This window comes from Bradyrhizobium erythrophlei (assembly GCF_900129425.1).
In the GTDB taxonomy this organism is placed as follows: Bacteria; Pseudomonadota; Alphaproteobacteria; order Rhizobiales; family Xanthobacteraceae; genus Bradyrhizobium; species Bradyrhizobium erythrophlei_C.
The window spans coordinates 8,759,591-8,773,625 of record NZ_LT670817.1; the positions used below are offsets into that span (position 1 = coordinate 8,759,591).

The window sequence follows — 14,035 nt, forward strand, 5'->3', positions numbered from 1 at the left end:
ACCTGCTCGTCATGGCCGGACTTGTTCCGGCCATCCACGTCTTACTTCAACTTCGATTAAACAAGACGTGGATGCCCGCGACAAGCGCGGGCATGACGAAGGGGGAAACTATCCCTCCGCCTTGAACGGCCGCGTCAGCAGGCTTTCGGCCGCTTCATCGATCGTCACGGCGCCTCTCAAAATCGCCGCCACCGCACTTGATACCGGCATATCGACATGTTGCGAAGCCGCCAGTTCGATCAGCACCGGGGCGGTGAACTCGCCTTCGGCGAGCCCGGCGGGGCGTCGTTCGCCGCGCCCGAGCGCGATGCCGAGCGCCAGATTGCGCGACTGCGGGCTGGCGCAGGTCAGGATCAGATCGCCGAGGCCCGACAGCCCGGCCATGGTTTCGCTGCGCGCGCCGCAGGCCCGCCCGAGCCGCACCAGTTCGGAGAAACCGCGCGTGGTCAGTGCGGCCTGCGCCGACGCGCCGAATTTCCGCCCCGCAACGATTCCGGCCGCGATCGCCAGCACGTTCTTCGCCGCGCCGCCGATCTCGACGCCCCTGATATCCGTGGTGTGGTAGGGCCGGAAGGTCGCCGATCCCAGCGCCTGCACCAGGGAGCGTGCAAGCGCTTCATTCTGCGCCGCCAGCGTCACCGCGGTCGGAAGGCCGCGCGCGACGTCTTCGGCAAAACTCGGCCCCGACAGGATCGCCGGCAGCGCATCGGGGGCGGCTTCGGCGATCACCTCGGTCATGAATTTCTGGGTGCCGCGCTCGATGCCCTTGGCGCAGGCGATCACAGGCGTTGCTCTGGCGAGATGAGGCGCCAGCGCGGCGACGGCCTCGCGCAGATGCTGCGCCGGCGTTGCGATCAGCATCATGTCGGCAGCCGCGGCAACGGCGAGATCGCCGGTCACGCGGACGCTCGCGTCAAGCTTTACGCTGGACAATTTCGGATTGGCGCGTGTCGCGGCGATCGCTGCCGCGTGCTCGGCGGTGCGCGCATAAAGCACGACATCGCGGCCCGCGCGCGCCGCAACGCCGGCCAGCGCGGTTCCCCACGCACCGGCACCGATCACAGCGACAGATTTGAATGACGGCATCGGCAGCGCTCCGCCTAAAATCCCGCCCGCGTATTGGCAAATCCGGCCGGCGCTTTGGCGCTCTCATCGAGCAGCCAGCGCGCGCGCGGCGCGGCGTCCATCGTATCGATCATCCCCAGCGCCAGTCGCTCGGCGCCGGCCCAGGCGATCATCGCGCCGTTATCGGTGCACAAGGCCGGCGGCGGGATGATCAGCGTGGTCTGCGCCTTGTCGGCGACGTCTTGCAACGCGCCGCGGATCGCCTGATTGGCGGCGACGCCGCCGGCGGCGACCAGCGCGCGGGGCGGTCCGAATTGTTCGTGAAACAGCCGCAAACCCACGCTCAGCCGGTCCGCGGTCGATTCCAGCACCGCGGCCTGGAAGCCGGCGCAGAGATCGCTGATGTCCCGCGGCTCTAGCGGATAGATCCTGGAGACCTCGTTGCGAACCGCGGTCTTCAATCCGGACAGCGAGAAATTGGCGTCGGCGCGCCCCAGCATCGGCCGCGGCAACGCGAACCGTTTGGCGTCGCCGCCCTGCGCGGCGCGCTCGACTTCGGGGCCGCCGGGATAGGGCAGCCCGAGCATTTTGGCGACCTTGTCAAAAGCCTCACCCATGGCGTCGTCGACGGTAGTGCCGAGCCGGACATATTTGCCGACGCCGATCACGGCGACGATCTGGGTGTGGCCGCCGGAGGCGAGAAACAGGCAATAGGGAAACGCCAGCGCGCAGGTCAGCCGCGGCGTCAGCGCGTGGGCCTCCAGATGGTTGACCGCGATCAGCGGCGTATCGTGCACCATCGCGATCGCCTTCGCGGTGGTGAGGCCGACGATGACGCCGCCGATCAGGCCGGGCCCTGCTGCGGCGGCGACCGCCGACAATTGCGCGAAGCCGATGCCGGCTTCCTTCATCGCGCGCCCGACGATGCCGTCGAGCACGTCGACATGGGCGCGCGCCGCGATCTCCGGCACCACGCCGCCGAATCTGGCGTGCTCCTCGGTCTGCGAGCGTACGATGTTGGACAGAATCTTTCCGCTGCCGTCGCTCAAGCGCTCGACCACCGCGGCTGCGGTTTCATCGCAGGTGGTTTCGATTCCCAGCACCAGCATTGGTGTTTCGTTATCCAATTTCAGCCCTTGCGCTAGCGGCCAAAGCGGCGTTTGCCTATCTCCCGGTAGCACCGCGAGGTCGCGAAGCGCAATCGTCCGTTGCCGCGGAAATCCTACGCTTTAGAGTTTAACGCATGGCTGTTCTCGTCACCCGCCCGCATCCCGACGATGAGGCCACTGCCGCTGGCTTGCGCGCTCGGGGGTTCGCGGTGCTGCTGGCGCCGATGCTGCGGTTCGAGCCGGTCGGCTTCCATGACGACGAGGACGCGCGCTACGGCGCCGTCATCGTCACCAGCGCCAATGCGTTGCGCGGCATCGCGCCGCATATCAAGGCCAGCCGGTTATTGAAGCTGCCGCTGTTCGCGGTCGGCGAACATACCGCGGCCGCCGCCCGCGGCCTTGGGTTCGAAAACGTGATCCCGGCCAACGGCGACGCCACGGCACTGCGCGATCTCGTGCTCGCAAGCGTCAAGGCGAAGACGCTGAAGAAGGCCAGCACGCTGCTGTATCTGGCCGGCGCCGATCTGGCGCGCGATCTCGCCGGCGAACTCAGCGAGCGCGGCTTTACCGTCGTCACCCACACCACCTATCGGATGGTACCGCTGTCCAGCCTGCCGCGCGAGACCTGCGACGCCTTCGCGGCCAACCGGGTCGAAGCCGTGCTGCATTACTCGCGGCGCAGCGCGCGCGCCTTTCTGGACGCGGCGCGGGCCGCCGGCGTCGAAATATCGGCCCTGGCGATCCCGCAATGCTGTATCTCCCCGGCGGTGGCCTCCGTGGTCCGCGACGCCGGGGCCATGCAGGTCATGGTGGCGGCGTCGCCGGATGAAACCGCCTTATTCGCGGCGCTGGACCGTGCTTTGCACCCCTGATCGCGCTACAAGGCGTTTTCGAGCGAGGCATGCCCGGCAGCCGTCGGTGCCGGGAAAATGCGTCAAAACAAAAGATTAGAGCCTCGGAACCGATTGAACCGAGGTCTAAAGAACCTGTCGAATCGGATAGTCCACCTGCCGAGGAACCGAGGAACCGTCACCATGGCCGATGACACGCCCGAAGACATTACGCCGCCGCCGGAGTCCGGCCGGCCCAAACGCCCGCCGCCCACCATCGACCTCGAAGCGTCGGAGGTGACAAGCGAGACCCAAGGGGCGGGCGAAGCCGCGGGCGCGGAAGCTCAACCCGAGCCATCAGCCCCGCAACGTTCGAGGTCCGCATTTTCCTCCGCGCTGATTGCCGCGGTGACCGGGGCGGTCGCCGCCGCGCTGGTGATCGCGGCCGCCACGTTCGCGGGCTGGCCTGGGGAAGCGGTTGCGCCAACCGCGCCCGCCGCGCCTCAGGTCAGTTCCGCTGACATCGATGCTCTCGCGGCGCGCGTCGCCAGCGTCGAGTCCAAAGCCGGCAGGCCCGCGGCCACCGCGCCCGATCCGGCGGCGGCAGCGCGGATCGAGGCGCTGGAGAAATCGCTGGCGTCCTTGCGCGGCGAACTCGCCGCGACGCGCACCCAATCGGAGAAGCTGGCGGCCGATCTCGACAGCGTCAAATCGGCGCCGCGCGAAACGGCGGCGCCGGTGGATTTGTCGGGGATTAACGACCGCCTCGCCCAGATCGAGCGCACGACGCACGCGCAGGGCTCCGAGATCGCGCAGGAGAACGCAAAGCCCGCCGATGACGTGCCGCTGCGCCGCATCGTGGCGGCAGCTATGCTCGACGTTCTCGTGCGGGTCGGCGATCCCTATCCCGCGGCGCTTTCGGCGGCGAAATCGCTGGCGCCGGATCCGGACGCCTTGAAGCCGCTCGATGGCTTTGCCGCCTCGGGCGTGCCGAGCGCGGCTGTTCTCAGCCGCGAGCTGCTGACGCTGGTGCCGAAACTGCAGCCGCCGATGCCGGAGAACGCCGCCACAGGCACCGGCATCGTCGAGCGCCTGCAGGCCGGTGCCGCAAAGCTGGTCCGCATCGAGCGCACCGACGCCGTCGGCAACGAGCGCGGCAACGTGGTCGCGCGGATCACCGCGGCGGCGCTGCGCAACGATTCCAGCGAGGCCCGGCGCGAACTGAATACGCTTTCGCCGGCCGACCGCGCCGCCGCGCAAGGCTGGATCGACAAGGCCGACGCCCGCGATGCCGCGCTCGCCGCATCCCGTCAATTCGCCGCCGACGCCATGTCGGCGCTCGCCAAACCGGCGCCATAGGAATCCGATGTATCGTATTATCCTGTTTCTGGTGTTGATTGCGCTCGCGGCTGCGGGCGCGGCATGGGTGGCCGACCAGAGCGGCAACGTCGTGCTGTCGTGGAGCGGCCTGAAGGTCACGATCACGCCCTCCGGGCTGGCGCTAGGCACAGCCATCCTCGCCGCGATCCTGCTGTGGGCGATCGTGAGCGTGCTGGGGCGGCTGCCGGAAAAGATCCGGCGCAACAGCCGCGCGCGCCGCGCCGCGCGCGGCCGTCACGCCATTACCCACGGGCTGCTCGCGATCGGCCACGGCGATTCCACCGCCGCGCGAGCGCACGCCGCTGTCGCGCGCAAACATGCCGCGCACGATCCGCTGGCGCTATTGCTGCACGCGCAATCGGCGCAGCTCGACGGCGATCGCGAAGGCGCGCGCGCGGCGTTCCGCGCCATGGCCGAACGCGAGGACACGCGGCTGTTGGGCTTGCGCGGCCTATTCATCGAGGCGCAGCGCGCCGACGATCCCCACTCCGCGGTGATGCTCGCCGAAGAAGCGCTGAAACTGGCCCCGGCCTCGACCTGGGCCTCGCAGGCCGTGCTCGGATTTCGCTGCGCCAAGGGCGACTGGAGCGGGGCGCTGGCGATCCTCGACAACAATCTCGCCTCCGGCCTGATCGACAAGGCCGCATACCGGCGGCAGCGCGGCGTGCTGCTGACGGCGCGCGCGCTGGAACTGGAGACTGTCGACCGCGACCGGTCGCGCGAGTGCGTGATGGAAGCGATCAAGCTGGCGCCGACCTTGGTGCCGGCCGCCGCATTGGCCGGCAAATATCAGAGCGAGGCGCATCAGGTGCGCCGCGCGATGCGCATCGTCGAGATGGCCTGGCTGGCGCAGCCGCATCCCGATCTCGCCGATGCCTACGCGCATGTGAAGCTCGGCGATTCCGCGCGGCAGCGGCTGGTGCGGGTGGAGACGCTGGCGGCCAAGGCGCCCGGTCATCTCGAAAGCGCGCTCGCGGTGGCGCGCGCCGCCATCGACGCGTCGGAATTCGCCCGCGCGCGCGAGGTGCTGGCGCCGTTCACGTCGGCACCGACGCAGCGCGTGGCGCTGCTGATGGCGGAGATCGAACGCAACGAACACGGCGACAGCGGCCGGGCGCGGGCCTGGACCCTGCGCGCGGTGCGCGCGCTGCACGATCCGGTGTGGACCGCGGACGGCTATGTCAGCGACCGCTGGCGCCCGGTATCGCCGGTATCGGGCCGGCTCGATGCCTTTCAATGGCAGACGCCGCTCGCGGCCCTGCCGTCGGACAAGAACGCCGCGATCGAATCCTCGGCCTTCGAGCAGGCGATGCTGGCGCCGCGCCGTGTTGAGCCGCCGCACGAGCCGTCGGCCGAGCCGGCGCCGCCACCGGCGGCGGCCGCACAGGATAATTCGCCGGCCCCTGCACCGGCGCCAGTTCCGCCCGCCTCCGCGGCCGTCGAACCGGCCCCCGCTGCTCCGCCTGCGTCATCCCCGACGCCAGCCGAACCGCCATCGCCGGCGCCGCTGTTCCGCGCCCGCGCCGATCTCGGCAAAACTGGCGCCGCGAACGTTCCCCCGGTGATTCCCATTGTGCGCCCGCCCGACGATCCCGGGATCGATGACGAGCCCGTCAGCGACGAATTCGCGGAACCGATCCATCCCGCGCAGGGCCAGGCCGGCGGCTGGCGCGGTTTCCTGTCGCGCTGGGGCGGGTGAGCCGGGCGCGCCGGGCGAAAGCCCGCCGCGATCCGCGTTTTTCTTGCCAAACCGGGCGCTGCCCGATATCAGGTGCGGGCGTTTTCAGCCCGTTGCCGAACGCGCCGCACGGTCCGCCGCAATAGCTCAGCTGGTAGAGCACGTCATTCGTAATGACGGGGTCACAGGTTCGAATCCTGTTTGCGGCACCGTGTCTCCTTCGCCGTCGTTCTCCCACTGTTCGTTTTGAGCATGCAAGGCACTGAAAATGGGGCCTTTTCACGCTTTCCTGCTCGCCGCACCGCCCGCAAGTTGAATGGTTGTTATGTCTCGCCAAGGAGACGGGCCTAAGCCTGCGATTGCGCATTCCGCCATTTACTTGGTGGAGTGACTGTGGTCGGCTTTTTGCGAAACCATCGCTCTGGGCGAATCCGTGAGCGCTGAACAGGCACCCTCAAGATCGAGCTGTCTCGCGCGTGGACTTCCTGGACAAACAGATCGCGCCGCCTAGATCGTGGGAGAAGTTCGAGGACCTCTGCCTTGCTCTGTTTCGGCGGCTCTGGGCAGATCAACTCGCCCTTAAGCATGGGCGAAGAGGTCAGCCCCAACACGGCGTGGACGTATACGGCTGCATCGATTTGTCGGGCGCGACTTACCAAGGCGTTCAATGTAAAGGTAAGGACGCGAACTACGGTGCGAACGCGACCGTCGCCGAATTGAAAGACGAAATTCAAAAAGCAGATAGGTTCAACCCGCCTTTGCAGAAGTGGATCTTCGCGACGACCGCCCCGGCGGACGTCAAGCTTCAGGGGGCGGCTCGAGTAATTTCCGAGGAACGGGCTAAGCGAGGTCGCTTCAGCGTCACCGTTTTGGGCTGGGAGGACATACAAAGCCTCCTCGCATTGCATCCGGAAGTGCTGGAGCAATTCTACCCGGAACATGGCCTCGATCTGGCGACGGTTGCACGCGCCTTGAAGGCACTGACGTCGAATGTGTCCGCCGTCAGCGACCTGACTGCCATCGCAGCCAACTATAGTCCGGCGTCGCCGGCGCAGACGTTGGCTCCGCCTGTTTGGCTTCCGGTGAAGTTCGCAGAACAAAGGGACCTGAAGCCCGCTCTCATGGGGCGCCCTCTCGGGCCCGCCGACGCCATGTCGTGTCCCCGGTTGTCGGAATCGCAAACGCTGATCCGCGAACTCAGGCACGGCTACTTCGCGCGCTTGGTTGGGGAGGCCGGAGCCGGGAAGTCGATATGCGCATTCCAAACCGCACATCATTTCGCAATACAGGGTTGGCGCGTCATGATGCTGGCGGACCCATCCGTTTCGCAGATCGACCTGCATCACGACCAAAACTCGAAATCGCTTTATCTCATCGACGATGCCCACCTCGTGGCTCCGTGGGTTCTCGCACGGGCCGAGAGCCAAGCCAACGAGGGAACGTTTCTCCTCACCACGCATAATTCGGTCGAACAGTCCGCTGCGCGTCATGGCGCGATCATCTTGGACGCCAAGCGCGCCGTCCGCACGATCGCGACGGAACTCCGCAAAACGCTGCCGGAAACGATCCGCTTGGTCGGAGAGGTCGACGATCGGGTCCGGGACGGTTCCTACTACGAATCGATCGAAGTACGTCTCGACCAGGCCGAGCGCGCCGACAGGCCGTGGCAGTTCTGTTTTATCCTCGGGGGAGGATGGCGGCGTGCAAAGACGCTGATCGACAACGCCAGAGTGGCCGGCGCCGACATAATCCTCGCGATCGCAGGCGTTCGTCAGATCGCCAGCCGCGATGCCCGCTGCAATCGCGACACCCTTTCCGTCCTGATCGACCGGATACCGATTCCGAATATCGATCTGGAAAGGGCCATAAGTTGGCTGATCTCACAGCGCCTGCTGATCTCCGAAGCGGACCTTAGGACGCCTCATCAGAGGTTTGCCACCGTTGCATTGGTAGAAGCCATGAGAGGTCAGACCGAAGCTGGCCAAGCCTGCATATGGGAAGCGTGCAAGCGACTGTTTCAGGATACGCAGCTGCCGCTTCCGGGGCTACGCACACTCCTCCACGAGTTGAGCTTCGGCAGCGGCATAAATTGGCATTCCCGCGTTCAGCGCGACTGGCTCGACTCCATGGCAGCACGCTGCTGGAGCGCGAACGACGCCGACCTTCCGATAGCGATCATGGCGTTATCCGAAATCCTCTCGAAGCAATCTGGTTGGCCGAAGGCATTGTCCAAAGAGCAACGATCCAAGGTCGTGGGTTGGGTTTCCCGGCCCAACAACCAGATCGGTTACGGTCTGCGTCATCTGCTCAACGACATGCGGAGCGACGACGAAGGCTACGCCCGCGATCTGATGAAGGACGTGGACGCGATCTCGGTCGCGACCATCTACTCGGAAGTGAGCGCCAAGACGACGTTCTATCTCGGCAACTATCTTTCGATGGCATGGCAACTCGCGTCCGAACAATGGAAATCACAATTCCTCGAAGCACTCGACCGGCAACAGATGTTACGGGTCGCGGAGACTTGGCCGGCGGAAGAGCCACTCTCAAGTTTCAGCGAGTACTGCGAAGCGACCTATTTTGCGGAACCGTCGCTGGCTCTCGATATGGTGGACCGAATTGTTCCACGGATCGTCGTGGAAATCGAAAAGGAGCCAGCCGACACGTTCCACGAAGTCCAAGACGTCGCCTGGCACGTCCTGAAGGGCATCGATCTTCTTGGCATCTACGCAAAAAAGCGTCGGCAGACCAAGCGCGAGGCCGCGATTTGCCGGACCATTTCAAGACGATTGCCCGCGCAATTACTCGGCGAGCGGCTTAGTCACACGACCAAACGTCAATTTCAGCCTGCAGCGTGGCTGCTCGACTTTCTCAGGCGCTCCGATCCTGACGTATTCACTCACGTTGTCCGTGCCATCGATTGGTCCAAGGTCGACGCCACCGTCGGTGATGGTTGGGAAAATCCCTCCCACGACGAAGAAGTCTTTCTCAGAATAGCCAGCCTGGATGGCGAAACCGCGAAAACTATCGCGGCTCTCATAGAGGAACGTTTGAAAGATGCGAAAACACTCAGGCCCAAGCTCGCCCTGTTGTCGCCGAACCTGATCGAACGTCATCTTGATCAAGGTCGAGTCATCACTATCGACCGGCATGGTCACGTCGACTGGATGTCCGCCGCGGTCATCTTGGCACGCCTCATTGAGTTCAGGCCGGATCTCGTCCCCGCCGTCTTGGAGCCACTCGTGTTGCCCGTATTGGAAAAGCTATCGAATTCGCATCCTACTTTTTGGCGGGATGCCCATCTCTTCTTTCACATGATCCGCCAGTTCGCTGCGGGCTTTCTGGAACGGATGCTGGATGGCGTCGATCCCGCCACCGCCGAGTCCAACTGGATCGCCGGCATCAAGTCGGCCCCGGACGTGCGGCGAGCGACCGCGATCCTTGTCGACGCGGCGTCGTCGCGCGGCGACGCCGTCGGCGAGATGGCACGACGCATCCGGAGGAAATATCCTGCGAAGTCGAAGCCGATTCAGGAGGACGTCGAAGAATTTACGTTCGAACAATAGTTCCGGCAGATCGCGATGGACGCTGCCTTTGTCGTGAGACAAAAGGTTCACCAGCGCGTTTAGTACATGGGAAGCGCTTCCCCTATTGCTTGCATCGCTAACCTGGTGTGTCACAGAACCGCAGTTGCCGTCGGTAGCCCCGCAACTGTGTGGTCCTATTCGTGGTCGGTTCAAAAATCGCGCAAGAAACTGCGAGCATATTCAAACTGATGCGCCAATAGTGCGGCGCCTGTTTGCGGCACCATCACACTCAATGGCTTAGCTTCTTTGAGACCGCTGCGGGGCACCAACCCGAAAACCCGACAACCCGGCAGTGTCCCCGTTTGAAATTCGAGGGCGTCTTGACGGCCGGTCGCCGCGCGACCGGTTCCATGCTATGTTCGGGGCAAGGCAGCATGGGAGCGTGCATCATGGATGCCATCACGCTGGTCGTTTTTGTCGTTTCGATCGTTTCGATCGTTCTTGCCGGCCGCATTGCCGAGCGTCGGGGACGCAGCTTCAAAATCTGGGCGTGGATTGCCGCGTTTATCGGGCCGCTGGCGCTTCCGCTGGTGTTGCTGTTCCCGAATTTGCACGGCAGGAACGGCGACCATGCCCAGGGGTGCTGACGGCGCGTAGCGCGTTCATCGCCGGCGAGAACCGGACATGAATCTGCGAGTTGCAAATGAAACGGCCCCAGCGCGGGGGGAGCTGGGGCCGAAGTCTAGATGTGCCGGGAGGGACGAATCCGGCACGACTCGAATATGGGTTTGCAATCCACGGCCACCATTAAATTCCTTTTTAGAGTGGCCTTTTTTAAAACCGCGAGGGCCAGCCCATGTGCGGCTCAGCAAACATGCGCGGGCCACGAAAAAAGCCGCCCGGGCGCTACGCCGGACGGCTTTCTCATGCGGCTGCCGGCCCGGCACCTCCGGTTCCGCCGCATCTGGGTGCAATGCTGATGCAGCTTGGTTAACGCGGAGTTAATGCGCGGGCGGCCCCTGAAACCTTGCGTGATCTACGAACCGCATCGCCACGGGATCTATTGGTAAGGTGTAGCGGCGAGCTATCAGACTCCGTCATTCCGGGGCGCGCCTTAGCGCGAACCCGGAATCTCGAGATTCCGGGCTCGATGCTGCGCATCGCCCCGGAATGACGGCTTCAGCGGTCGAAAGAACTGCCCCGACCTATTTCTGATTTTCAGAAACTATTCTTGACGCCTGGCCCAAATCACCTCTATATCCCCGGCCATCCTGTTCCACTCAGAGGGGCGTTTCGCGAACGTCACGGACGCGGGGCGGGGGGCGGTGGACGCGACGGCGCGCTTGACGGGCGATGCCAACGCGGACGGCGAAGACGTGTGGTCCTGACACCCCGACGCTGGTGTCAAGTCGGTGGAGGCAACTCCGCCGGCGACGGTGGCAAGAAAGCCGATCACCGGGGAGAGCGCGGTATAAGCCGTAAACCATTGCGCGGGGAATGCCGGATGATTCCGGTGACTCGCTGTGAATACTCGTGTGCATACTTACTACCCATAGCGCACACGAGGCTGCGGGTGCATCGGGCGCCCGGCATTTCCCGCGCCCTCTGATTTCCGAGGGCGGAACGAGCAGGCCAAACCTCGCGCACAACATGCGGCGAGATCGCGGGACTGTGTTTGTTGATCTGACGAACGGGGCGAGGGAGCGCCCATCATGGACGTTGGTTGCTGTCATTGCCGGGCTTGACCCGGCAATCCATCCACTTCGCGAGATTCCTTTCAAGAGATAGATACGCGGGTCAAGCCCGCGTATGACGACCGAATATGTTGAGCGCGCGTTCGCGCGATCCGTTGGCTCGCAATGACGGTCCTGCTGTTTGAAAATTGAGTTCGGTTCACCTGTCCCCGCAAGCGGGGCGAGGTGAAGACCCAAAACGAGGCGCTGTTTGAAAATCAAATCCGCAACCGCCATCAACCGCCACCGTCTCGCCTTCGGCGAGACACGGTTGCGACGCATGACGACCTTGGGTGGAGAGCATCCGCTGACCCACCCTGACCACGTACGGCGTCGGCATCTGTCGCTATGGCGCGGTAGCATCACGTTTTCCTGACATGTGAAGCAGGTCACATCGAAATATCGCTATCGGTCTATTAGACGGTGCGAACCGCTATGGGAGGCACCCATGTCGTCACGCGACCTGCAGAGCGAAACGAACCCCGGCATCGACTGGCCGGGAATCCTTCGGACCTTGGTCGTCCAGATCATTGTGCTGCTCGCGCTGGCGGGCGCTGTGGTCGGCTATCTGAAATGGTCGTCCGATGTCAACGTGACGGAATTCATGGCCGCCAGCCAATCGTCGGCGCATGGCCCGACGCAACACCCGCTATTCTCAACTCCGGTCGAGACGGTCAGGGGACAGGGCCATTGCGATCGGAAAAGCTGAGCGCGGCTCGCGAATTGTGAACGGCACATCCGATCGGGAACCGGCGCCGTTTCATGGACGGTCTTGGTAGCGTCGCATTGATTTAGTTCAATGGACGAATCGTCCCACGAGCCAAGTTGCTCCCATGAAAATATCCGACTTTGCCTGTCCGTCCTGCGCGTCGTCCTATGAAGTGGCCGAATCGCTATCGGCGGAGGGAAGCCCCGGCCATGCCGAATGCACCGTCTGCGGCGCGGTCCTGGCATCCTGGCGAGAACCGAAGCTGAGAGCCTATCGGCTGGTGCTGTCGCCGGAACTCAAATATCCGCGGATTCCGGCGCCGCCGTCTCCGGTCCACTTTGAACCGGCCTGAGTTCAGGCCGGTTCAACTTCAAAGCGGCTATTGCGAAACCGTCTGCACCACGCTGCCGACCGGACGCGTGCCGGCGACCGGCACCTTCATGTCCTTGAGCAGCGCGTCGTCATATTCCGGCAGGGTCTGATACGAGGTCCTGGCCTTCATCTGCACGACCTTGTAGCCGCCGGCCTTCAGCCGGCGCAGCAGCGTCGGCAAGGCTTCGGCGGTGTGCTTCTGGAAATCGTGCATCAGGATGATGCCCTTGCCGAGCTTGTCGACCTTGGTCATGACGGTGTTGACGATCTGGTCGGCGTTCTTCGCCCTGAAGTCGAAGGAGTCGAGGTCGCAGGAAAACATCGCGACGTTGCGCTGCTGCAGATAGGCCACGGCGGCGGGGCCGTGCTGCAGTTCCGGGAAACGAAAGAACGGCGAGGGTGCGGCGCCCAGCGCCAGCTTGACCGCGCTGTAGCCTTTTTCGATCTCGTCCTTGACCTGCTGGTCGGTGATTTTCTTGGCATTCAGGTTGGCATGCGACCAGGTGTGCGCGCCGATCGTATGACCGGCCGCGGCCACCTGCCGGAGGATCTCGGGATGGTAGGTGGCGTGCTTGCCGATCGGGAAAAAGATCGCCTTGGTGCATTCGTCCGCAAGCGCCTTGAGCACCGCAGGCGTGTTGCCCGGCCATGGACCGTCGTCGAAGGTCAGCACGACTTCCTTGTCGGTGAGAAAGTCGAGCTGCTTGAAATGCTCGAAACCGAAACCCGGTCCGCCCGTGGTGTCGATTTCCACCACGCGGCTGACGCCGAGCGCATCCGGGTTGGCGCATGCGGTCTTCGGCTGCGCGGGAGCGGAAGGCGTCGCGGCAGCGGAAGGCTGGGCCGCGATGGCCGCGGTGGTCTCGACATCGGCAGCAGCGGTCCCTGCCAGCCGCTCGGCGGGCTTCGCGGCGACGGTGGCGGGAGGAGACGCGGCCAGTTCGGCACGCGGGGAAGAAGTCCAGAACCAGACGGCGGTAATGAGAACCGCCGTCACGACGCTCGCCAACATCAAACCCAACGCGTTACGCATGGTTACTCATCCTCAACTACTCAAGACGAAATTGCAGCCAAGCCATTAATGAGAAATAGATGTTAACGCCGTCCCAACGCGGCGGCTGTTCCGGCGACGAATTCGCGCCGGCAACGCCGGTTCCGTCCGAAACGGCCCGCGAGAGCACCAGCCCGAGCCGGCCGCCGGACCGGGATCTGGCCGCGCAAGCCAAGGTCGCGGCGAAGTAATTCGTTGCGGCGCCGGGTTGGGCGCATTAGAAACGCAATGAGTTCATGACCAGCGGGCGTAACATCATGGCCAGAATTCTTTTCATTATTCCGTTTCTTGCGATCGCTTCGGCGGCGTCAGCCCAGCAGCAACGCGAGCATGACGCCTGTGCGCGGGACGCCCAGCGTTATTGCCGCGCTCACCTCAATGAGGGTGACCAGGTCGTCTTGGGCTGTCTGCAGCAAAATCGCGGCCGGCTCAGCAGGGCCTGCGCGAGGGTGCTGACCGAGCACGGGCAGTAACCAGTCCCCCGTCATTCCGGGGCGCGTTGAAGACGCGAACCTCAGATGTGCAATTGCACATCGGGGAATCCTTGGATTCCGGGTTCATCGCTGGGTGATGCCCCGGAA

Annotated in this window: 12 protein-coding genes and 1 tRNA gene; 10 read left to right on the forward strand and 3 right to left on the reverse strand. The window is 64.3% G+C overall.

From position 1 onward, the window contains the following. Nucleotides 1-108: 108 nt before the first annotated feature. On the reverse strand, nucleotides 109-1,086 hold the full coding sequence (locus B5527_RS41635) for an NAD(P)H-dependent glycerol-3-phosphate dehydrogenase (RefSeq protein ID WP_079606676.1): 978 nt from the start codon (nucleotides 1,084-1,086) through the stop codon (nucleotides 109-111). A gap of 14 nt (nucleotides 1,087-1,100) precedes the next feature. Continuing rightward, nucleotides 1,101-2,174, reverse strand: coding sequence for a tRNA (adenosine(37)-N6)-threonylcarbamoyltransferase complex transferase subunit TsaD (gene tsaD / locus B5527_RS41640; protein ID WP_079606677.1), 1,074 nt, complete (start codon nucleotides 2,172-2,174; stop codon nucleotides 1,101-1,103). A gap of 134 nt (nucleotides 2,175-2,308) precedes the next feature. Between tsaD and B5527_RS41645 the strand changes: the two genes are divergently transcribed. From B5527_RS41645 to B5527_RS41685, 8 genes are all read left to right on the forward strand, one after another. Next, nucleotides 2,309-3,046, forward strand: a complete 738-nt coding sequence (locus tag B5527_RS41645) for a uroporphyrinogen-III synthase (protein ID WP_079606678.1) — start codon at nucleotides 2,309-2,311, stop codon at nucleotides 3,044-3,046. Between the two features lie 162 nt (nucleotides 3,047-3,208). After that, entirely contained in the window at nucleotides 3,209-4,363 is a 1,155-nt protein-coding gene (locus tag B5527_RS41650) for a COG4223 family protein (RefSeq protein ID WP_079606679.1), read from the forward strand. 7 nt (nucleotides 4,364-4,370) lie between these two features. After that, complete coding sequence (locus B5527_RS41655) at nucleotides 4,371-6,083, forward strand: heme biosynthesis protein HemY (protein WP_079606680.1); 1,713 nt, start codon at nucleotides 4,371-4,373, stop codon at nucleotides 6,081-6,083. A 115-nt stretch (nucleotides 6,084-6,198) separates the two neighbouring features. Continuing rightward, nucleotides 6,199-6,271 (forward strand) — tRNA-Thr (locus B5527_RS41660). Nucleotides 6,272-6,538: 267 nt separating this feature from the next. Then, nucleotides 6,539-9,628, forward strand: coding sequence for a hypothetical protein (locus tag B5527_RS41670; RefSeq protein ID WP_154072800.1), 3,090 nt, complete (start codon nucleotides 6,539-6,541; stop codon nucleotides 9,626-9,628). 410 nt (nucleotides 9,629-10,038) lie between these two features. Next, nucleotides 10,039-10,236 (forward strand): hypothetical protein, encoded by a 198-nt coding sequence (locus B5527_RS41675; RefSeq protein WP_079606683.1) that lies wholly within the window; start codon nucleotides 10,039-10,041, stop codon nucleotides 10,234-10,236. Nucleotides 10,237-11,770: 1,534 nt separating this feature from the next. Further along, the gene (locus B5527_RS41680) at nucleotides 11,771-12,031 is read left to right on the forward strand and encodes a hypothetical protein (RefSeq protein WP_079606684.1); all 261 of its coding nucleotides are present in this window, start codon (nucleotides 11,771-11,773) and stop codon (nucleotides 12,029-12,031) included. A 124-nt stretch (nucleotides 12,032-12,155) separates the two neighbouring features. Continuing rightward, a complete protein-coding gene (locus B5527_RS41685) occupies nucleotides 12,156-12,383 on the forward strand; it encodes a hypothetical protein (RefSeq protein ID WP_079606685.1) in 228 nt (75 codons plus the stop codon). 27 nt (nucleotides 12,384-12,410) lie between these two features. On the opposite strand, the gene B5527_RS41690 is transcribed toward B5527_RS41685, so the two are convergent. After that, nucleotides 12,411-13,436 (reverse strand): polysaccharide deacetylase family protein, encoded by a 1,026-nt coding sequence (locus B5527_RS41690; protein WP_079606686.1) that lies wholly within the window; start codon nucleotides 13,434-13,436, stop codon nucleotides 12,411-12,413. Between the two features lie 59 nt (nucleotides 13,437-13,495). Between B5527_RS41690 and B5527_RS45105 the strand changes: the two genes are divergently transcribed. Beyond that, nucleotides 13,496-13,645: a hypothetical protein gene (locus tag B5527_RS45105; RefSeq protein ID WP_154072801.1), complete on the forward strand. Its 150-nt coding sequence runs from the start codon at nucleotides 13,496-13,498 to the stop codon at nucleotides 13,643-13,645. A 66-nt stretch (nucleotides 13,646-13,711) separates the two neighbouring features. Further along, nucleotides 13,712-13,927: a hypothetical protein gene (locus tag B5527_RS41695; RefSeq protein WP_079607899.1), complete on the forward strand. Its 216-nt coding sequence runs from the start codon at nucleotides 13,712-13,714 to the stop codon at nucleotides 13,925-13,927. Nucleotides 13,928-14,035 lie beyond the last annotated feature (108 nt).